Genomic DNA, 21,729 nt, shown 5'->3' with positions numbered 1-21,729 from the left:
GTTTTTCAAGTAAAATTAGCAGTTTTTATTTCAAAGGAGATACTATGGAGTTTCTTGAACTTTTATTAGTTTTAATCGCCTTGATACTGATTATCAAAAAACCAGAAAAAGAAAATTTGGCTTTTGGTTTGGTAATGGTAGCTTGGCTTTTAATGGTTTTTTTCTATGTTGGCCACAAAACAGGCGCACTATTAACAATAATGAATCTGTAAGGAAGGGCTAAATGAACGAAATCAATAAAACAAAAAATTTCTACACACTAATGTGTTTAGCAGGCTTTTTGATTATACTCTTGCCTGTAGGTATTGCAAATTTGATATTTGGTTATATGTTGGGCGATAGTCCTTGCACGCTTTGCTGGGGACAAAGAGAAGCAATGATCTTTATCGGTGTAATGGCGCTTTTCATTGTTCGTTATGGTATGAAAGGTAAATACCTTGCTGCTCTTTTAATCATGACAGCAGTAGGGCTTTATCAATCTTTTGCTCACTATGGTAATCACGCTCATAGAGATTTAGATCAAGGTTTTGGTTTAGCAGTTTTTGGTATCCATACTTATTTTTGGGCTGAAGTAGTATTTTGGGCTGTTGTATTGCTCTTAGGTGTGATTTTTGCTTTTGCTCCTAAATTTAATGCTTTTGAAGCTGAACTAAATGGAGAAAAGTTTAGAAAATATACTAAATTTAGCTTTGCAGCAGTTTTAATCAGTGCTATCATCGTAGCATCAAATGTTTTCCAAGCCTTTGTTAGCACAGGTATTCCTCCTTATGTAGGACAAGGCGATCCTGTAAGATTTAGTTTAAATCCAAAATACATCATTTGGAGTAAAGAAGGTTGGAATGGTTTATGGCAAAATATTTCTTTCTTAGGAAAACGCGATGTTAAAGCTCCTGATTATGCTTTTGCACCTGCAAGTGAAAAACTTGGCATAAAATTTGATAATGATATCAACAATGCTCCATTTGCAAAAATCAATGATGAGCTTAAAATCACAAATGAACAAACCATAAATTTTGACAAAGCCATCAATACTCTTGATTATATCAATAACGAATTTGTAGCAAGTTCTAAATGGGATGTAGCTTTCTTAGATAATAATTTTAGCGTTAAAGAAGGTTTTGAACTTGATCCTTATTTTTCAGCTACTATTGATCCAATCATCGGTATCATACCTTATATGAACGATAAATTCATTCTTATGGGCTCAAACAAATCTTTCTTAAGATTTGCAAAAAATCCTAATGCAAGTGAAGAAGATATCGCTAAACAATACGCTGACTTTGTAAAAGGCAATGATAAATTTAAAGGTCAAGGCGAAAGTTTAGGTCGCGGAAGACTTGATACCGTAAGAGCAAAATTTAACCATGTGGCAAGTATGACTACAGATGGAAATTATCTTTATCTTGCAACTGTTCCAAACAACAAAGACGCTAAAACTTTTGTAATCTCTAAAGTTTCTTTAAAAGATCGTGTTCTTTCAGGAGAATTTACTCCAAAAGCAAATCTTAAAGAAGGTAAAACTTTAGGCGATCTTTATGTAACTTCTATGACTTTTAAAGATGGGGAAATTTATGCACTTAGCAAAAATCACAATGTGATTGCCGTAATTGATCCAGTCAAAGAAGAAGTAGTGAAAACTATCGCTTTCCCAAGCTCTATCACTAATGCTAGAAGCATTTTCTTTAAAGATGGAAAAATCAATATTCTTTCTTATCAAGATGGAGCAAACAAGCTTTATACTTTAAACTAAGCTTTAAGTCCTAGTGAAAACTAGGACTTATATTTAATCTTATCTTTAAATCCTGCTTTTTCAAAACCTCTTAAACGAAGCAAACAACTATCGCACTCCCCACAAGCTTCATCTTCACTCTCATAACAAGACCAAGTAAGTTCTAAAGGTACATTTTCTTTTAAGGCTAGTTCTACAATTTTAGCTTTGTTTAGTCTAACAAGCGGAGTTTTTATACAAACTTTGAAATTCTTACTCGTACCTTCATTGATAAATTCTTGTGCCTTTTGCATAAACTCATCAGTACAGTCAGGATAACCACTGCCATCTTCTTCTACCACCCCTATAAAAATACTCTCACAATTTTCCTTTTCAGCCAAAGATCCTGCTATACTTAAGAAAATTCCATTGCGAAAAGGCACATAAGTGATAGGTGGAGTATCGCTTGTACAAAGCTCATTTTTAGGGATGTCTATACTTTTATCGGTTAAGGCATTGCCCCCTATATCTTTGATAAAACTCACATCTAAAATATAAGATTTTTCTACTTTTAAAGCCTTGCAAATTTGCTTAAAACATTCTTTTTCTTTTTCTTGAGTGCGTTGTTCATAGTCAAAATGCAAAGCGATGATTTCATAACCTTCTTTTTTGGCCAGATAAGCACACAAAGTACTATCCATACCGCCACTTATGATACAAAGTGCTTTTTTACTCATTTTTATCCTTAAATTTGCTATAATTTCACAATTTTAACGAAAATTTTTAAATTTAAATTGCAAAAAAGGCAAAAGCATGATAAACATAAAACTCATAGAACACATTTTTAAAGCCGCTTCTATCAGTCGTTGGAATGATTATCCAAGAATGGCAAATTTGGTTGAACTTGACAAACAAGCTCATAAATTCATCATCGCATATTTTATCGCTAAAATGGAAAAAGATGTGGATATGAGAGTGATTATAGAAGGGGGAATTTTTGAGTTTTTAAGTCGTGTTGTGGTAACTGATATACGCCCTGATGTGTATCATGAAATCGTGCGTCAAAAAAAAGCTGAAGTTAATGCTTGGGTTTTAAGCAAAATCGAACCTATGATAGAAGATATAGAAGATGGGGAATTTCTAAAGCGTTTTGAAGCGTATTTAAACGGTAATGCTTATGCTAAAGAAAGACTTATCTTAAAAGCAGCTTCATATTTTGCTACAAGATGGGAATTTAACATAGTTTATCAAACCTCAGCTTTTTTAAATGATATTGATGAGATTAAAAACAAAGTTGAAGAAGAATTAGAAGATTACTATGAGCTTATAGGAGCTAGAAAAATTGCTTTAAATCAAAAAATAGCCAAAATTATTGATCTTAGCGGAAGACTTCGCTTTCAAAAACGTTGGGCTCAAACTCCACGCATACCAGAAACCGCGGTTTTAGGACATATGCTTGTGGTGGCGATTTTAGGATATTTTTACTCACTAAAAATCAAGGCTTGCGATAAAAGACTTGAGAATAATTTTTATTGTGCTTTGTTTCATGATTTGCCAGAGTCTTTAACACGTGATATTATCAGCCCTGTAAAATACGGCATTGATGGACTTCATGATATCATAAATGATTATGAAATGAAACTTATTAATGAAAGAATTTTACCCTTTGTACCTGAGGGTTTAAGGGCTGAGTTTTCTTATATTTTAGGCATTAGAGAAGGTAGAAACGGTGAGTCAAATTTTGTAAAAAATGAGTTTGAAAATCGCACTTATAAAAATGCTAAAATCGAGCTTTGCAGCGGAAGTTTAAGCTCTTTTAATGAAAATGAATTTGGTGCTATAGATGGTAAGGCGCTTAAATACTGCGATAAAATTGCTGCTTATATAGAAGCAGGACTTAGTATAAGTTATGGTGTAAAGTCTAAAGAACTTGAAAGTGGTTTTTTAGGAATGTATGAGTTTTTTAAAGAAAATCCTACCATAGATGGGGTGAATTTTTTTGAAATTTGTGAAAGTTTAAGAGAGTATTTTAAAATTTAAATAAGATTTTTATACTACTATTTTCAATATGTTTTAAATAAAAATATTATAATTTCAAATTTTATTTTGTATAAAATATAAAGGAGTTATTATGAAAAAATACTTTCAAAAGCGCTATACTTTAGCCTTTTTTATAGGTATATTAGCGGGTATTTTCGGAGCTATTGTTAAATGGGGTTGGGAAGTACCTTTTCCTCCAAGAAATCCCAATGTTTTTTGACCAGCAGATGCTTTAGAACGTGTTACTCCACCTAAAATTTTTCTAGAACAACTAGGCTTACCTACTGAAAGGTGCAGTTTTTGGATTTTTTGTTTATCTTTTTGCCCATGTTATTGTAATGCCTTTAATTGCAGAAGTTCCACCACTTTCTGAAATTCCTTTTGATGAACACCTGTCTGAAATTTTTGGCCATATTGTTTGGTTGTGGGGCATGGAAATAGTTCGTAGAGATATAAGAAATCGTATAACCAAAGAAATAGAAGAATGAAAGGAAACCTTTCATTCCATATCTAAAACCGCACCTTTACTAGCATTGCTAACAAGTTTTTGATACATTCTAAGCCATCTTGAAGACACCTCTTTTTGAGGCAATGCAAATTCTTTTTTACGTTTAGCAATTTCTTCTTCACTTACATTTGCATGGATAGTATAAGCATCTACATCAATTTCTATTTCATCTCCATCTTTTAAAAGTCCTATAAGACCACCTTCAGCTGCTTCAGGGGAAATATGACCAACGCTTAAACCCCTTGTAGCTCCGCTAAAACGACCATCGGTGATTAAAGCTACATCAGCACCTAAACCCATACCCATTAAAAGTGAAGTAGGACTTAACATTTCTTGCATACCAGGACCCCCTTTTGGACCTTCATAGCGTATTACACAAACATTTCCTTTTTGCACCTTGCCTTTGATAATGCCTTTTATAGCTTCATCTTGAGAGTTAAAACAAACAGCTTTGCCTTTAAATTTTCTTTCTCCGATTATTCCTGCGGTTTTTATAACGCAACCTTGCTCGGCTAAATTTCCAAACAAAATGGCAAGCCCACCTACTTTTGAGTAAGCATTATCTACTTTACGAATGATATTTTCATCTTTGATTTTGGCATTTTTTAAGCGTTCTTTGAGACTTTCTCCTGTAATGGTCAGTGCATCAAGTTCTAAAATATGTCCTTGTCTGCTTGAAATTTCAGCCATAACTGCACTCACACCGCCTGCTTTGTGGATATCATCCATATAAACACTATTTAGCGACGGGGCTATTTTTGCTATGTGTGCAACTTTGCTTGAGATGAAATTTAAATCTTTAATATCTAGTGCCACCCCTGCTTCACGCGAAATGGCAAGCATGTGTAAAACAGTATTGCTACTTCCACCCATTGCCATATCTACTACCATAGCATTACGCACGGCTTTTTGAGTGATGATATTGCGAATTTTAAAACGCTCATCTAAGGCGATTTCACAAATACGACGCGCTGCTTTTCTTAAAAGCTCTTCTCTTTCTTTGCTTAAAGCTAAGATGGTTCCATTACCTTCTAGTGCTATACCCATAGCTTCGCATAAGGTATTCATAGAATTTGCTGTAAACATTCCCGAGCAAGATCCACCACTTGGACAGGCTGAACATTCTATATCTTTAAATTCTTCTTCGCTAATTTTTTTGGCTTCATAAGCCCCTACAGCTTCAAAAACAGAGCTAAGACTAATCTTTTCTCCTTTTTTAGTTACCCCTGAAGCCATAGGCCCACCACTTACAAAAATGGTTGGAACATTTACTCTTAAAGCTCCCATTAACATACCAGGAGTGATTTTATCGCAGTTTGGAACACAGATTAAAGCATCAAGTTGATGAGCATTCATCACTGTTTCAATGGAATTTGCGATGATTTCACGACTTGGTAAAGAATAAAGCATACCTTCATGTCCCATAGCTATACCATCATCTACACCTATGGTATTAAACTCAAAAGGCACACAACCATTTTTGCGTATCTCATCTTTAATGATTTTAGCATAATTATTTAAAAAATAATGTCCTGGGATTATATCTATATAGCTATTTGCTACACCTATAAAAGGTTTGTCAAAATCTTCATCTTTCAAACCACAAGCACGAAGTAAAGAACGATTAGGTGCTTTTAAATGTCCTTTTTTTATCGCATCGCTTCTCATTGTAACTCCTGATAATAATTTTTTAAAATTATATTTAGCAAAGCTTAATTTTTGTGAAATTTATTTTGATATACATTTTCATAAATGATAAAAATTATTAATTGACAAAAATATTTTTTTATAATACAATGCTTTTTGATAATCAAAAAAGGAGTCAAAATGAGACAATATGAAACCTATAAATGCCAAAAATGTGGTAATGAAGTAGAAGTTCAAAATGTAGGTGGAGGTAAGCTTAGTTGTTGCGGTGAAGAAATGAAATGTATCACTACAGATTTAACTGCAGTAAATTTGATGAAAGCTTTTGCGGGCGAATCTATGGCGAGAAACAAATACGATTTATTTGCTGATGTAGCTGAAGAAGAAGGTTGGCATGCGGTTGCTAGACATTTTAGAGAAGCAGCTGAAAATGAAAAATGGCATGCAAGAGCAGAATTTAAAGCTTATCATGAAATCGTTGATGGAAAACCTTTAGAAGTAACTACAAAAAACCTAGTAAGTGCTGCAGAAGGTGAAAACTATGAGCACACAACTATGTATCCAAATTTTGCAAAAATTGCTGAAGATGAAGGTAAAAAGGCTATAGCAAGATTATTTACAGCTATTGGTAAAGTAGAAATCGAACACGAAAGAGAATATCTAGCGCTTAAAAAAATGCTCGAAGAAGAAGAATTTTTTAATAGTGAAGTAGAAGAATTATGGGTTTGTGAAGTATGCGGACATATACATCGTGGCAAAAAAGCTCCAGCAGCCTGTCCTTTATGTAAAGCACCAAAAGAGTATTTTAAACGCGAATTTTTGGGTTAAGTTAAGAAATTCTTATCCTTTTTAAGATAATATTATAATTATTTTTTAATAAAAGGATAAGAAAATGAAAAAATTACTATTTTTATTTTTTGCTTTAACGGCTTTTCTCTTTGGTGCTGTAAATATCAACACTGCAACACTAAAAGAATTAAAAAGTTTAAATGGTATTGGCGAAGCTAAGGCTAAAGCGATTTTAGAATACCGCAAAGAAGCAAATTTTACAAGTATTGATGATCTTAAAAAAGTTAAAGGCATAGGTGATAAGCTTTTTGAAAAAATCAAAAATGATATCACAATAGAATAAAAGGGCATTTTTGCCCTTCTTTTTAGAAAAATTTGAAAACTTTATTTGACACAAAAGAACTTTTAAACGAATTTGATATAAATTTAATCGGTATTGATGAAGCAGGACGCGGTGCTTTAGCAGGTCCTATGATGATGGCAGCTTGCAAACTGAACAAACAACTTGATGGGTTGTGTGATTCTAAAAAACTAAGCGAAAAAAAACGCGAAGAACTTTATGAAATCATCATCAAAAATTCAAACTATCTCATACTTGCTTTTTCTTCAGAACAAATCGACGCACTAGGCTTAAGCACTTGTTTAAAAAAAGGCTTAAAACTTATAAAAAAGCATTTTAAAACAGAAAATAACTTCTTATATGATGGAAACACCAACCTAGGTATAAACGGGATAAAAACACAAATCAAAGCCGACACTAGCATTTTGCAAGTAAGTGCAGCTAGCATACTTGCAAAAGTTAGTAAAGATAGGGTGATGAATTTCTTAGCTAAAGACTTTCCTTGTTATGAATTTGAAAAAAACAAAGCCTATGGCACAAAAGCTCATAAAGAATTTATAGCTAAATTTGGAATTTGCAAACTCCACCGAAAAAGTTTTAAACTTTTATGATTATTTTGCTAAATTTTGATGCAAACTCAAAGCACATTCTATACCATCTTTTATAGCCCAAACAACTAAAGATTGTCCTTTTCTAGCATCTCCACAAGCAAAGATTTTTTTATGAGTGGTTTGGAAATTTTCTGTGCTTATGTTGTTTTTCTCATCTAATTTCACTCCAAAATTTTTAGAGATAGCTTCTTCGCACCCGCTAAAACCCATAGCTAAAAGCACTAAATCCGCTTTATAAGTTTTTTTAGAATTTGAAATTTCGACATTTATAGCTTTGCCTTCTTTAAACTCGCGTTTTAAATCATTTGCTTCAACACCTTCTACATGAGTTTTTCCTAAAAATTTCTTTGTCATTTTTTGATATTCCCTAGGATCTTTGCCATATACAGCAATGGCTTCTTCTAAACCATAATCAGTAGTAAAAATGTCAGCTTTTAAAGGCCAAGGATTGTTTTGGCTTCTTTGCAAAGGTCTTTTTGGACTTCTTTCAAAACGCACTATAGATTTAGCCCCTTGTCTTGTCGCTACAGCGATACAATCCACACTTGTATCCCCGCTTCCTATAACCAAGACATTTTTACCTTTGGCCATATCTGCACCCTTGCCTGTTTTTAACAAAGTTTTGGTATTTTGCGTTAAAAAATCAAGGGCAAATTCAACCCCTTTTAGCTTTCTACCTTCTATATCAAGATCTATAGGCTTACTTGCTCCTGTACAAAGCACCAAAGCATCAAATTCTTTTAGAAGTTTTGAAACCTTATCTTTGCTGTCTATATTTTCATTCACTTTAAATTCAATCCCACTTTTTTTAAGCAAATCCACCCGTCTTTGAACTATACTTTTATCAAGCTTCATATCAGGGATGCCATACATCAAAAGTCCGCCTATTTTATCGCTTCTTTCAAAAACACTTACTTTATAACCTAGTGAATTTAAAGTATTGGCACAAGCAAGCCCAGCAGGCCCACTTCCTATGACAGCGATTTTTTTGCCATTGTATTGCTTAGGTTTATTTACTCTTACTAAATTTTCCTTAAAAGCATTTTCTATAATGGATAATTCATTATTTTTTATGCTCACACTAACACCATTTATCGCACACACACAAGAATCCTCACAAGGAGCAGGGCAAACACGACCGGTAAATTCAGGAAAAGGATTGGTAAGATCAAGTCTTTCATAAGCTTCTTTCCATAAAGAACGATAAACAAGATCGTTCCATTCAGGAATGAGATTGTTTAAAGGACAGCCCACATCTTTTCCTTCGCTCATCACACCCGTATGACAAAAAGCTACCCCACAATCCATACATCGTCCACCTTGAATTTCTTGTTCTTTTTTATCCAAAGGTATAGTAAATTCTTTGAAATTTAAAACCCTTTCCTTAGGAGCAATTTTTTTAAAATCCATTCTTTTAAAGTCTAAAAAACCTCTTGCATTTCCCATTTTTACTCCTTATTTTTGTGTGATTTTCAAAAATGCTGCTAAATTTGGATCTTTTTCATTTTTACAAAGATCAAGCATTTTTAACATCTTTTCATAATCTCTTGGCATGACTTTAAAAAAGTCTTTTTTATCGAATTTTTCTAAGATATCTTTAGCCTTTTTAGAATCTGTATAAGCGATATGTTTTTCTATCACGGCTTTTAATTCTTTTTCATCCTTGGCATTAAGATCTTTAATATCCACAAGCTCGGTATTTACATGAGCTTCATTGTGTCTTCCAAAGATATAAACAACGCCCCCACTCATACCAGCAGCGAAATTCGCACCCACATCTCCAAGAACTACAACTTGTCCACCTGTCATATATTCACAACCATGCACACCTGTTCCTAAAACCACAGCCAAAGCCCCTGAATTTCTTACACAAAATCTTTCCCCTGCTATACCATCTAAATACACTTCACCTTTTGTAGCTCCGTATAAACAAGCATTTCCTGCGATGATATTTTCTTCAGGTGAAAAAGTGGATTCATTTGAAATTTTTGCTATGATTTTACCACCACTTAAACCCTTGCCTAAATAATCATTGCTATCGCCTATAATCTCAAGTTTAATACCCTTTAACAAAAACGCTCCAAAACTATTGCCTGCATTGCCTATAGCTTTGATATGGATACTATCTTCATCTAAAGCATCTTTTCCATAAGTTTTTAAAATTTCACTTGAAAGCATAGTTGCAAAAGTACGACTTTGATTTCCTACTTCTAAAGAAAGTTTGATAGGCTCTTTTTTCTCCACAGCATTTTTACAAAGTGGTAGTAAAATTCTATAATCAATCGTTTTTTCAAGTTTATTGTCTTTATAATCTTTAAAATGCACAGCGGTTCTATTATAAGTAGGCAAGGATTTTAAAATTTTATCTAAATTTAGCTTTCCTGCTTTACCTTGCACACTTTTTTGGCGGAGTTTATCCACGCGACCTATCATATCATCTAGGCGTTCAAAACCAAGCCTTGCCATGTATTCTCTAAGCTCCTGGGCTATAAAATACATGAAATTAATCACATCATCTACTTTGCCTTTGAAACGATCTCTAAGTTCTGTATCTTGAGTGGCTATACCAAAAGGACAAGTATTTAGATGACAAACTCTCATCATTGTACAACCTAAAACAATCAAAGGCGCGGTTGCAAAACCAAATTCTTCAGCTCCTAAAAGTGCTGCTATGGCTAAATCACGCCCATTCATAAGCTTTCCATCAGTTTCTAATCTTACCCTATCTCTAAGCTTATTTAAGATCAAAGTTTGATGCGTTTCAGCTAAGCCTAACTCCCAAGGAATTCCAGCATGCGGTATAGAAGTTCTAGGACTTGCACCCGTACCTCCATCATAACCTGAAACAAGGATTAAATTCGCGCCTGCCTTAGCCACACCTGCAGCAACCGTTCCTATGCCATTTTCGCTTACAAGTTTTACTGAAATTTTAGCGTCTTTGTTCGCATGTTTTAAATCATAAATGAGTTGAGCCAAATCCTCAATAGAATAAATATCATGATGAGGAGGTGGGGAAATAAGCGTCACACCTGCAGTAGAATGTCTAGCCTTAGCTATCCAAGGATAGACTTTAAAGCCCATTAATTGTCCGCCCTCACCTGGTTTTGCACCTTGAGCGACTTTGATTTGAATTTCTTTTGCATGACTTAAGTAGTTTAAATCCACGCCAAAACGCCCACTTGCTACTTGCTTAATGGCTGAGTTTTTATCCACACCCTCTTTGATTTCATAGCGTTCTTCATCCTCACCACCTTCACCTGAATTTGATTTAGCACCTATTTTATTCATAGCCTGTGCTAAACACTCGTGTGCTTCTTTAGAAATAGAACCATAACTCATCGCTCCTGTTCTAAAGCGTTTAACTATACTTTCTACACTTTCAACCTTATCTATACTGATAGCTTCACTAAAATCAAATTCCATCAAAGAACGCAAATTAACTTGTTTTTCATCTACTAAAGCCGAGTATTTTTTAAAGCTTTTATAGTCTTTGTTGCGACAGGCTTGCTGAAGATTAAAAATCACAAGCGGATCGATTAAATGTTCTTCTTTAGCACTTCTAAAACCATAAATTCCTTTAGAATCTAAAGCCTTATGTGTATCGTTAAAAGCATGTTTGTGTAAAGCAATGAGTTCTTTTTCAAAATCTTCTAAATCCATACCTTCAATGCGTGAAGTTGTAGAAGTGAAGTATTTATCAATCACCTTAGAGCTTAAGCCCAGACATTCAAAAAGTGCAGAGCCATTATAACTTTGCAAGGTAGAAACCCCCATTTTAGAAGCAATTTTGACTATACCACTTGAACTTGCCTTGATGAAATTTTCTACCGCCTTTTCATAACTTAAATTTAAATCTTTATTGGCAATGAGTTTTTGTATACTCTCATAAACCAAATAAGGATTAATAACAGTCGCACCATAACCTAAAAGACATGCAAAATGATGAATTTCTCTAGGTTCACCACTTTCGATGATAAGACTTGTATGTGTTCTTAAATTTTTTCTTACTAGATGATTATGCACTCCAGAAACAGCAAGCAAAGCAGGGATATAAGCGTTTTTTTCATCCACTCCTTTATCGCTTAAAATGATAATAGAAACACCTTTTTTAACCTCATCTTCTATCTTAACGCAAAGTTCATCTAAAGCCTTTTCTAAAGTTTTTTTAGAATAATCATAAAGTATAGAAAATTCTTTAACTTGAAATTTATTTAAAGCCTTAACTTCAAAAAGTTCTTCATTGCTTATCACAGGCAAGGCTATTTTTACGCGTTTTGCATTGTTTTCATCGGGTTTTAATAAATTTCCTTCGCTTCCTAGATAAATCCTTGTAGAAGTAACAATCTCTTCTCTTATGGCATCAAGGGGAGGATTAGTTACTTGTGCAAAAAGTTGTTTAAAATAATTATACAAAGGTTGATAAGTTTTAGAAAGTATAGCCAAAGGAGTATCTACACCCATAGCTGCTATAGCTTCTTTACCATTTTGAGCCATAGCAGCCACACTCATTTTAAGCTCATCATAACTCCAACCAAAAGCTTTTTGGAGTTTTAAAACCTCATCTTCTTTTAAAAACTGATGTTTATAAACTCCGCTTTTTTGTTTTTCAAGTTCAACTAAATTTTTAAGCCATTTTTTATAAGGCTTAGCATTAGCATAATGCTCTTTGATTTCATTATCAGCTATAACCCTACCTCTTGCTGTATCAACAAGTAAAAGTTTTCCAGGTTCTAAGCGTTTTTTGGCTTTGATATTTTTTTCATCAAGTTTTAAAGCCCCTGTTTCACTTGAAAGTATGAGCATATCATCTTTTGTAAGATAATACCTTGAAGGACGAAAACCATTTCTATCCAAACTCGCCCCCATAATCACTCCATCAGTAAAAACTATAGCAGCAGGCCCATCCCAAGGCTCCATCAATAAAGAATGATATTCATAAAAAGCACGCTTTTTGCTTTCCATATTTTCATTTTTATGCCAAGGTTCTGGCACCATCATCATAAAAGCTTCTTCTAAAGTACGACCATTTAGAGCTAAAAATTCTAAAGTATTATCAAACATTGCAGAATCACTGCTAGGCTTAGCTATGATAGGAAAAATTTCATCTAAATTTTCAAAATACTCACTTTGCATCAAGCCTTCTCTAGCTCTTATGCTATCAACATTTCCGCGTATGGTATTAATCTCTCCATTATGCACCATATAACGGTTTGGATGGGCTCTTTCCCAACTTGGGAAGGTATTAGTCGAAAAGCGAGAATGCACCAAAGCGATGGCTGATTTCATATTGACATCTTTAAAATCAAGATAAAAATCGCTCAATTGAGTTGAAAGAAGCATTCCTTTATAAACTATGGTGCGTGAAGAAAAACTTGAAAAATAAAATTTTGGCACATTAATAGCTCTTTTTTCTATAAGTCGACGCGTACTATAAAGCACTCTTTCAAACTCAAGTCCTGCACTTATTTTACTTGGTTTTTTCACAAAGGCTTGTAAAAAATAAGGCATAGCTTTTAAAGCACTTGCACCTATATCGCTAGGATTAAAAGGCACTTCTCTAAAACCTAAAAATTCAAGTTTTTTATCCTTTAAACCTTGTAAAAATATTTCTTTTGCTTCTTCTTTTGCATCAGTATTGGGTGATAAAAACATCTGTGCTACAGCATAATCACCCTTTTTAGGAAGTTCAAAACCCAATTCTTGAGTTTTAAAAAAATCATGTGGAATTTGGATTAAAATCCCCGCCCCATCACCTGAATTTTCTTCAGCTCCTGTACCACCTCGGTGTTCAAGATTCATCAAAATTTCTAAAGCATCACAAATAACCTTATAAGAAGCAATACCGCGTATATTAGCAACTGCAGCGATACCACAGGCATCGTGTTCGTTCTTTGGGTGATATAAACCTATGCTTTGATTATTTTCTAGGATATTTTCTAAATCCATTTTGCTCTCCTTATAAGACTGATTTAAATTTTGTTAGCTTTATAAGGATTATAGCATACATTTTTTTAAAATCGATATAATTTTTATCTTAAAAATAAATAAATTAAAAAATATTTTAATAGATTTGCAAAAATTATAAAAACATGGCGATAATACTACCTAAAATCAATAATGGACCATTATAAAAAATAAAAGTTGGTATGCAAGTATCTTTAATGTGATCGTGTTGTTTATCAGCATTTAATCCTACAGTAGTTCCCATGGTTGTTTCACTGGCTGGACTTCCTGCATCTCCTAAAGCTCCTGCTACTCCTAAGATAAATATAATAAGTGCTGTACTAAAACCAAGCTCCAAACAAATAGGACAAAAAAGCGTAGCTATGATAGGTATAGTTCCAAAAGAAGTACCTATACCCATAGTGATGATAAGTCCTATTAAAAGCATGAAAAATACTGCTAAAAATTTACTTTGTTCCATCCAAGGAACGACTGAATTTACAAGATCTACTACTGATCCACTTTCTTTTAAAACTTCTCCATATCCTGCAGCAACAAGGATAACAAAAGCTATAAAACCCATCATTTTAAGCCCATCATCAAAAACTTCATTGACTTTTGAAAATTCAACTCCACCCAAAATAACCATTAAAACAAAACCCAAAAGCCCTGATAAAGGTAAATTCATAGTCAAAATTTGCAAAACTAAAGTTAAAACAAGCCCAGCTAAAACACCCCATTCTTTACGCGTCATTTCAAGATTTTCTAAATCCACTTTAGCAATTTCTACTTCTTGATACTCTCTTGACTTACGATAAAACACAAAAAGCGCTAGAAAAAGTCCTGCTATCATACAAATAGCAGCGAAATACATAGTATTTGTAACATCATTTAAAGATACACTTACATTATTTGCATTTAAATTATCTTTTAAAAGATCTTGAAAAGTAAGTCCAAAGCCTACTGGCAAAACCATATAAGGCGTAGTAAGTCCAAAAGTTAAAGCACAAGCAACCGCTCTACGATCGATTTTAAGTTTATTAAAAAGACTTAAAAGAGGTGGAATCAACAAAGGTATAAAAGCCACATGAATAGGAATTAAATTTTGAGAAAAACAAGAAATCAAAGCTATAGACAAAAGCAATAAATATTTTTTATGAGATATAAAATGACTTACTATCTTAATCAAATATGCAGTTAAATTTGTCTTTGAAATCGCTGCGGCAATGGCCCCTAAAAGTATATAGCTAAGAGCTGTTTTTAAATTTTCTTTCATTCCGCTTATAAGTATATTCATAGTATCTACGAGTTCAAGATGAGAAAATACACCTGCAACAAGAGCTGAGATCAAAAGACTCAAAAGTACATTAAAACGAAACAAACAAAGTAAAGTCATCAAAACAACACTGATAATAATAGGATTAGTAAGTAAAGTCAAAATTATTCCTTAAATAATTTTAAAAATTTAATTGTAGAAAAAACTTAGTTAAAATGTAATAAAACTCGAACATATAATGATTTTATTTTAATATGCAAAATTATAAAAATAATTAATTTTTTTAATCAAAAAGATTAATATAATCAATTATTAAATTCCTAAAAATTTATAATAAAATAAAAAAATCATAAAAATATAAGGATATTTCAATGAAACAAAACAATCAAAAAGAAGATCGCAGAAATTTCTTAAAAAATATAGGATTTGGTTTGCTTGGCATCAGTGTATTGTCAAATTTTTCTTTTGAGAATTTTTTAGGAAGTAAGGCTTTGGCAAAAGAATTGCCTGATTTTAAAATAGAAGGTAAAAAAGATCTTATCTACCATGGCGAAAAACCATTAACAGCAGAAACTGAAATTTATGCTCTTGATTCTGATTTTACCAAACCTGAAAATTTCTTTGTTAGAAATAATGGCTTACTACCAAGCCTAGAAACGATAAAAGAAAGACTTCACAAAGGTTGGACTTTAGAAATCGATGGAGAAAGCATTATCAATAAAAAATCTTACACCATAGAAGATTTAAAAAAGAAATTTAAAACCTATACTTATGCCTTAACAGTTGAATGCGGTGGAAATGGTAGATCCGAAGTTATACCTAGCACAAAAGGAACTCAATGGGGTTATGGTGCAGTAGCTTGCGGTAGATGGACAGGAGTGCGTTTAAAAGATATTTTAAAAGATTGTGGCATCAAAAATGATGCGGTTTATATCGGATATTATGGCATAGATACAAAATTAAATGGTGAAGAAACTTCACCTATTAGTAGAGGAGTTCCTATTTCTAAAGCTTTACAAGATGAAACTCTAATAGCTTGGGCTTATGAAGGCAAAGATATTCCTTTAGTCAATGGCTATCCACTTAGACTTGTTTGTGGTGGTTACCCTGCAAGTACAAGCGGTAAATGGCTTTATAAAATTTCAGTAAGAAATAAAATTCATGATGGTGAAAAAATGGAAGGTTCTTATAAAGTTCCTGTAAATCCGGTAAAACCAGGAGATTTTAACTATAAAGGCGAGATGAAAATCATAGAATCAATGCCTATAAGATCTGTAATTACTAATATCAAAAATGGTTCTGAAATAAAAGCAAATAAAAAATTTGAAGTTAGAGGTAAAGCTTGGGCTGGAGAACTTGAAGTTAGTGAAGTTTATATAAGCAATGATTATGGCGTAACATGGACTAAAGCAAAGGTAGAAAAACCATTAAATAGATTAGCATGGCAAAAATGGAGTGCTCAAATATCAATACCAACAAAAGGATATTATGAAATTTGGGCAAGAGCTATCGATAGTCAAGGTAACAGTCAACCTATGGTTTTAGCACAGTGGAATCCAGGAGGATATATCAATAATGCATGCCATAGAGTTAATGTTTATGGAGTTTAAGTATGAAAAAAATTATATTGATCTTAGTATTGTTTTTAAGTGCAAGTTGGGCTCAAAATCTTGAAATTAACCCTGATACAGGATTGATTATCGATCCTGATTCACCTTTAGTGGAAGCAAATTGTTTAGCTTGTCATGGATCCAATCTCATTACTAATATGCATGCAAGTAGAAAAGCTTGGTTAGCAGCTATAAGATGGATGCAAGATAGTGAAGGACTTTGGGAAATAGAACCTGAAGATGAAGAAAAAATTTTAAATTATCTTGAAAAATATTATGGAGAAAAATACGATACAAGAAGAAGAATTCCTCTAGCTATACTCTTACAAAACAAAACTCATTGAAGAAATCATTTCTTCAATGATAAATTTACACATCCAAATGCTTTACATCTTTAGCGTGTGCTTGGATATAATCGCGTCTTGGTTCAACCTCATCACCCATAAAGAGATTAAAGGTATCATTTGCACTTTGTGCATCTTCAATAGTGATTTTTAAAAGTCTTCTTACACTTGGATCCATTGTGGTTTCCCAAAGTTGCTCAGGATTCATTTCCCCTAAACCTTTATAGCGTTGTATAGTAGCACCTTTTTTAGCATTGGTTTCAACATCTTCAAGAACTTCTAAAATATCTTTATCAAATTCCAAGCCTCTATCTTTAATCTTATCAAAAATATAATTTGCTTCTTCATATAGTGGATGAGTGAAAAGTTCTTCATTGATCACAAGTTCTTCTAAGCCATTTTGAGTTTGAACGAAAGCTCGAATTTCATTTTCGTTGATATAATGATTTAAGATATTGTGTCCTTGTGTTTCTAAAAATTGTTTGATTACACTAAATAATTCTTCATTATTTCCTTTAACTAAATTTGAATTTTCTATCATATAGCGTATCACAGAAATCACATTAAAACGTTTTTCAAGATCTTTTAAAATCGCACGATAAGCTGCAACGATTTTTAAATAATCTTTTAAATCATTCATTCCTATACCTTCATAGTTTAAACCTTCTATTCCTGTTTCTATCAGGTATTCGCTCAAAGCTTTTTCATCCTTTAAATAAATTTGCTTTTTAGCTTTTTTATAAAGATATAAAGGTGGTTGTGCTAGATAAATATGTCCATTTGCTACAAGTTCATTCATAAAACGGAAGAAGAAAGTTAAAAGCAAGGTTTGTATATGTGATCCATCAACATCCGCATCTGTCATGATGATGATTTTATGATATCTAAGTTTTGAAAGATCAAAATCTTCACCTATACCACAGCCAAAAGCGGTAATCATATTTTGAATTTGCTCAGATTTTAAAATTTTATCCAGTCTTGCTTTTTCAACATTTAAAATTTTACCACGCAAAGGCAGTATAGCTTGGAAAGATCTTTCTCTACCTTGTTTTGCAGAACCTCCTGCAGAATCCCCTTCCACAAGATAAATTTCACTTTCACTTGGATCTTTACTTTGACAATCAGCCAATTTCCCTGGTAAAGTTCCTACGCTTAAACTTTCTTTTTTACGCGTTAATTCTCTAGCTTTTTTTGCTGCTTCTCTTCCTCTAGCTGCCATTAAGGCTTTGTTCATTATAGCTTTAGCTTCGATAGGATTTTCTTCAAAATATTTAGTCAAATATTCAAAACTTGCTTTTGAAACTATAGGACGCACATAAGTTGAACCAAGTTTTCCTTTGGTTTGTCCTTCAAATTGTGGTTCAGGTACCTTTACACTCACAATAGCGATCAAACCTTCACGCACATCATCACCCGTGATTTTATTATCCTTTTCTCTAGCACTTGCATTTGCTTCTATATAATTACTTATCACACGAGTTAAACCCATTCTAAAACCAGCTTCGTGTGTTCCACCATCTGGGGTTTTGATATTATTTACAAAAGAGAGTAAATTTTCACTATAAGTATCATTGTAAAGCAAAGCTACTTCAACATTCACATCTTCTTCATCTACACTAAAGAAAATTGCTTTAGTTAAAGCTTCTTTTTTATTTAAGTCTGTAACAAACTGAGAAATTCCACCTTCAAAGTGAAAACTTTCATGTTTGCCTACGCGGTTATCTTTAAAATTTATAGTGATTTTTGGATTTAAGTATGCAAGTTCACGAAATCTTTTAGCCAAAATTTCATAATCAAATTCAGTCACTTCAAAAATTTGATCATCAGGCCAAAATTCTATAGTTGTTCCTGTTTTTTTACTTTTTCCTATCACACCAAATTCACTGATAACTTTACCTTCTGAAAATTCTTGACGATAAATTTCTCCATTTCTTTCAACTGTAGCTACAAGTTTTTTAGAGAGTGCATTTACAACTGAAACCCCAACACCGTGCAAACCGCCTGAAACTTTATAAGTATCTTTATCGAATTTTCCCCCTGCATGTAGGACAGTTAAAACAACAGTTAAAGTTGGCATATTTTCAGTTGGGTGCATATCAACAGGAATACCACGACCATTATCACTAACTATACAGCTTCCTTCAGTAGTGATTTCTACATCTATAGTATCACAATGTCCTGCCATAGCTTCATCGATAGAATTATCCACAACTTCATAAATCATATGATGAAGTCCGCCTATGTTTGTATCTCCTATATACATACCTGGGCGTTTTCTAACAGCTTCTAGGCCTTTTAGGACTTTAATATTACTCGCACCGTAATTTTCTTGCATATTTTTCCTTTATCTTTTACTTGTTTTATTACAAAATCATAGGCATGATAATCATTGATAGTCCTTGGGATTTGACTATAAATGCTGAATTAGGTTCATTTACACTTAAAGTGAATTTTTCTTCTTCTATAGAAGTTAAGAAATCAAGTAAATATTTGATTTTTATAGTAAGATTAAATTCTTCACTCACTCCTGTTTGAATTTCAAGTTCTGTTTTTGCTTCCATATTGTCTAAACTTATACCTTCAAAGATGATTTTATCTTTGTTAAAATGAAGTTTCATTTTTTCAGTTACAACGCTGATTTTTTTAAGACTATCTATAAAATCTTCAGTTGAAAAACTGAGTTCTTGTTTGAAAGTTTTTGGTATAACTTTTTCATAATCTGGAAATTTATCATTGATAAGTTTTGTAAAGAATTCAAAATTTTCATTTTTGGCAATAAGCATATTTTGATCATAAAAAATTTCTATTTTTTCATAGAAAAGTTTTTGCATTTCCATAATAGCTTTTTTAGGGATACTAAAACTAAATTCTTGATTATTTGCTTTTTCTAAAGTATAGATTGCAAGTCGTTTTGTATCAGTTCCTACGAAGTTAATTTTATCTGTTTTTATATCTAAAAATGCACCATTTAAGGAGTATTTTGGGTTGTTTGTATCAATACTTGGTAATATCTTTTTAAGAGAACGGCTTAAATCACTTGAATCAATGTCAAATTGGTTTTTTCCTTCTGTATTTGGAAAATTTGGAAAATCTTCATGATTAAACATAGGAAGTTTGTATTTTGTGCTTTTTTGTCTTATAAATAAGAAATTATCAATGGTTTCTAAAATAACTTCTTCATTATTTAAGCTTTTAATAACATCTGCAATACTTTTTGCGTTTGCAGTAGCAAAACCACTTGATTCTACGCGGATTTTTTTTATCTTATAGTTGATACCTATTTCATAATCACTAGCTCTAATAAGAAGTTTATCTTCATCAGCATGAAAAAAAAGATGAGAAGTAATAGTGCTTGAGTCTTTTTTTTCTACATAAGCATTACATAAAATCACTGCAGATTCTAAAGTATTTTTATTGATACTTAACTTCATTTTTTCTCCTTGGTTTATTTTAATTTTAAATTCGTTGTAATAATAAGCTTGTTGAAATTGTGAAATTCTTCAAAGCAAAATAATCAAATTTGTATTTTATCATACTTTGCTTAATTTCTTTTTTTCACACTCTAGAATTTATTTTTCACATCCTTTCACTTAACTTTGACTTTTAACAAGAATTTTATTTTTAAGTTCTTCGATTTTTGCTTTTAAAGAACCATCATTTTCTATCATTTCTGTGATTTTTTTAACATTATGTGAAATAGCTGTATGATCTTTCATTTCAAAATAATTCGCAAGTTGTGGCATAGTCAAAGCCGTAAGTGCCCTAGCTAGGTAAATCACAATGCGTCTTGCTGTGACTATATTTTGAGTTTTTTTATTGGATTTCACATCGCTTGGTTTGATGTTAAATTCTTTACATACCAAAGATAAAATGTCATCTATAGTGATATTTTCTTTCTTTTCTTTGATATGATCTTTCATCACACTTTTGGCAAGTTCGAGTGTGATTTCTTGTCCTAGTATGGTTGCATAAGCATTTAAACTTATGATGATACCTTCGATTTCTCTTATATTATCCCCTAAAGAAGTGGCGATATAGTTTATGATATCATTAGAAAGATTGATATCGTTAAATTCACATTTTTTTCTTATGATGGCTATTTTTGTATCTAGTTGAGGTGGAGTTATATCAGCTATGATCCCATGTGCAAAACGACTTTTTAAGCGTTCGGTTATACCTTTTAGCATGTTGGGTGGATTGTCTGAAGTCATGATGATTTGTCCATCGTTGTTTTTGATTTCATTAAATATAAAGAAAAATTCTTCTTGAATTTTATCGGTTTTTCCTAAAAACTGTACATCGTCTATAAGCAAAACATCGCAGTTTCTATACTTTTCATGAAATTTATCTAAAGAGCCATTTTTTAAATTTGAAGTAAAATCATTTATAAAATTTTCACTTGTAGCGTAAATGACTTTTTTCCCCATTTCTAAACTTGCATTTCCAACTGCTTGAAGTAAATGTGTTTTTCCAAGTCCTGTAGGTCCATAAACAAAGATAGGATTATAAAGTTTTCCAAGCTTGTCTTTATGTGCTATGGCTTTACATGCTCCATAAGCGTATTTGTTAGAATCCCCTACAACAAAACTTTCAAAAGTAAAAGAAGGATTTAAAATCGTGCTTTGTGCCTTTATATGAGCTATGTCGATTTTTGTGCTTTTGTTATTTTGTTTAGCACTTTGTGCTTGTATATTTATGATGGCTTTATTTCCGCTTTGCACTTCATAAAAATGCGCGATTTTTTTGCCGTATTTTGTTTGTATGAATTTAGCCATGAGTTCATTTGGAGCGTTAAAAACTAAAAGATCTGCTTTGCTTTGTTTTTCGTTGAATTTTAAATTTGATAAATAGTTTTCGTATTCGTTTTCGCTTAATTCTTTTTTTAAATTTTCAAGTATTTGGCTTGGATTCAT

16 protein-coding genes and 1 pseudogene are annotated in these 21,729 nt (G+C 32.5%); 9 read left to right on the top strand and 8 right to left on the bottom strand.

The annotated features are described in order from the left end of the window. The first annotated feature begins 44 nt into the window (after positions 1-44). A complete protein-coding gene (gene dba / locus FBF21_RS00085) occupies positions 45-212 on the top strand; it encodes a disulfide bond formation protein Dba (RefSeq protein WP_002779270.1) in 168 nt (55 codons plus the stop codon). Between the two features lie 11 nt (positions 213-223). Beyond that, the gene (dsbI, locus tag FBF21_RS00080; RefSeq protein ID WP_002859731.1) at positions 224-1,750 is read left to right on the top strand and encodes a disulfide bond formation protein DsbI; all 1,527 of its coding nucleotides are present in this window, start codon (positions 224-226) and stop codon (positions 1,748-1,750) included. A gap of 20 nt (positions 1,751-1,770) precedes the next feature. On the opposite strand, the gene queC is transcribed toward dsbI, so the two are convergent. Next, entirely contained in the window at positions 1,771-2,445 is a 675-nt protein-coding gene (queC, locus tag FBF21_RS00075; protein WP_002924360.1) for a 7-cyano-7-deazaguanine synthase QueC, read from the bottom strand. Positions 2,446-2,521: 76 nt separating this feature from the next. Here queC and FBF21_RS00070 point away from each other — a divergent pair, with 76 nt between their 5' ends. After that, a complete protein-coding gene (locus tag FBF21_RS00070) occupies positions 2,522-3,748 on the top strand; it encodes an HD domain-containing protein (RefSeq protein WP_002855588.1) in 1,227 nt (408 codons plus the stop codon). Positions 3,749-3,839: 91 nt separating this feature from the next. Then, positions 3,840-4,236: pseudogene (locus FBF21_RS00065) on the top strand (DUF1440 domain-containing protein). Between the two features lie 11 nt (positions 4,237-4,247). Here the strand turns inward: FBF21_RS00065 and ilvD are convergent. Beyond that, the gene (ilvD, locus tag FBF21_RS00060; protein WP_002912903.1) at positions 4,248-5,924 is read right to left on the bottom strand and encodes a dihydroxy-acid dehydratase; all 1,677 of its coding nucleotides are present in this window, start codon (positions 5,922-5,924) and stop codon (positions 4,248-4,250) included. Between the two features lie 159 nt (positions 5,925-6,083). Here ilvD and FBF21_RS00055 point away from each other — a divergent pair, with 159 nt between their 5' ends. The 3 genes from FBF21_RS00055 (at position 6,084) to FBF21_RS00045 (ending at position 7,643) form a co-directional block, all read left to right on the top strand. Further along, positions 6,084-6,731, top strand: coding sequence for a ferritin family protein (locus tag FBF21_RS00055; RefSeq protein ID WP_002855562.1), 648 nt, complete (start codon positions 6,084-6,086; stop codon positions 6,729-6,731). Between the two features lie 64 nt (positions 6,732-6,795). Next, complete coding sequence (locus FBF21_RS00050) at positions 6,796-7,035, top strand: ComEA family DNA-binding protein (RefSeq protein ID WP_002853093.1); 240 nt, start codon at positions 6,796-6,798, stop codon at positions 7,033-7,035. 32 nt (positions 7,036-7,067) lie between these two features. Beyond that, entirely contained in the window at positions 7,068-7,643 is a 576-nt protein-coding gene (locus FBF21_RS00045; RefSeq protein WP_002853153.1) for a ribonuclease HII, read from the top strand. Here FBF21_RS00045 and FBF21_RS00040 read toward each other — a convergent pair whose 3' ends face one another. The 3 genes from FBF21_RS00040 to FBF21_RS00030 all read right to left on the bottom strand — a co-directional run bounded on the left by FBF21_RS00040 (position 7,644) and on the right by FBF21_RS00030 (position 15,030). Next, on the bottom strand, positions 7,644-9,089 hold the full coding sequence (locus FBF21_RS00040; RefSeq protein ID WP_002859727.1) for a glutamate synthase subunit beta: 1,446 nt from the start codon (positions 9,087-9,089) through the stop codon (positions 7,644-7,646). Positions 9,090-9,098: 9 nt separating this feature from the next. Next, positions 9,099-13,589 carry a glutamate synthase large subunit gene (gene gltB, locus FBF21_RS00035; protein WP_168985414.1) on the bottom strand — a complete coding sequence of 1,497 codons (4,491 nt, stop codon included), beginning with the start codon at positions 13,587-13,589 and terminating at the stop codon, positions 9,099-9,101. A gap of 133 nt (positions 13,590-13,722) precedes the next feature. Further along, entirely contained in the window at positions 13,723-15,030 is a 1,308-nt protein-coding gene (locus tag FBF21_RS00030) for a Na+/H+ antiporter family protein (protein ID WP_077409349.1), read from the bottom strand. Positions 15,031-15,233: 203 nt separating this feature from the next. Here FBF21_RS00030 and FBF21_RS00025 point away from each other — a divergent pair, with 203 nt between their 5' ends. Continuing rightward, the gene (locus FBF21_RS00025) at positions 15,234-16,472 is read left to right on the top strand and encodes a sulfite oxidase (RefSeq protein ID WP_002886500.1); all 1,239 of its coding nucleotides are present in this window, start codon (positions 15,234-15,236) and stop codon (positions 16,470-16,472) included. 2 nt (positions 16,473-16,474) lie between these two features. Beyond that, positions 16,475-16,816 (top strand): monoheme cytochrome C, encoded by a 342-nt coding sequence (locus tag FBF21_RS00020; RefSeq protein ID WP_002867504.1) that lies wholly within the window; start codon positions 16,475-16,477, stop codon positions 16,814-16,816. A gap of 25 nt (positions 16,817-16,841) precedes the next feature. Here the strand turns inward: FBF21_RS00020 and gyrB are convergent, their stop codons facing one another. The 3 genes from gyrB to dnaA form a co-directional block, all read right to left on the bottom strand. After that, positions 16,842-19,151: a DNA topoisomerase (ATP-hydrolyzing) subunit B gene (gene gyrB, locus FBF21_RS00015; protein WP_002859723.1), complete on the bottom strand. Its 2,310-nt coding sequence runs from the start codon at positions 19,149-19,151 to the stop codon at positions 16,842-16,844. A 28-nt stretch (positions 19,152-19,179) separates the two neighbouring features. Beyond that, positions 19,180-20,247, bottom strand: a complete 1,068-nt coding sequence (dnaN, locus tag FBF21_RS00010; RefSeq protein ID WP_002867505.1) for a DNA polymerase III subunit beta — start codon at positions 20,245-20,247, stop codon at positions 19,180-19,182. A 159-nt stretch (positions 20,248-20,406) separates the two neighbouring features. Then, the gene (dnaA, locus tag FBF21_RS00005) at positions 20,407-21,729 is read right to left on the bottom strand and encodes a chromosomal replication initiator protein DnaA (RefSeq protein ID WP_002901760.1); all 1,323 of its coding nucleotides are present in this window, start codon (positions 21,727-21,729) and stop codon (positions 20,407-20,409) included.

Source organism: Campylobacter sp. CFSAN093238 (assembly GCF_012898015.1).
Taxonomy (GTDB): domain Bacteria; phylum Campylobacterota; class Campylobacteria; order Campylobacterales; family Campylobacteraceae; genus Campylobacter_D; species Campylobacter_D jejuni.
The sequence above is the reverse complement of the archived record's forward strand: the minus strand, read 5'-3'. Positions and strand labels throughout refer to the sequence as shown.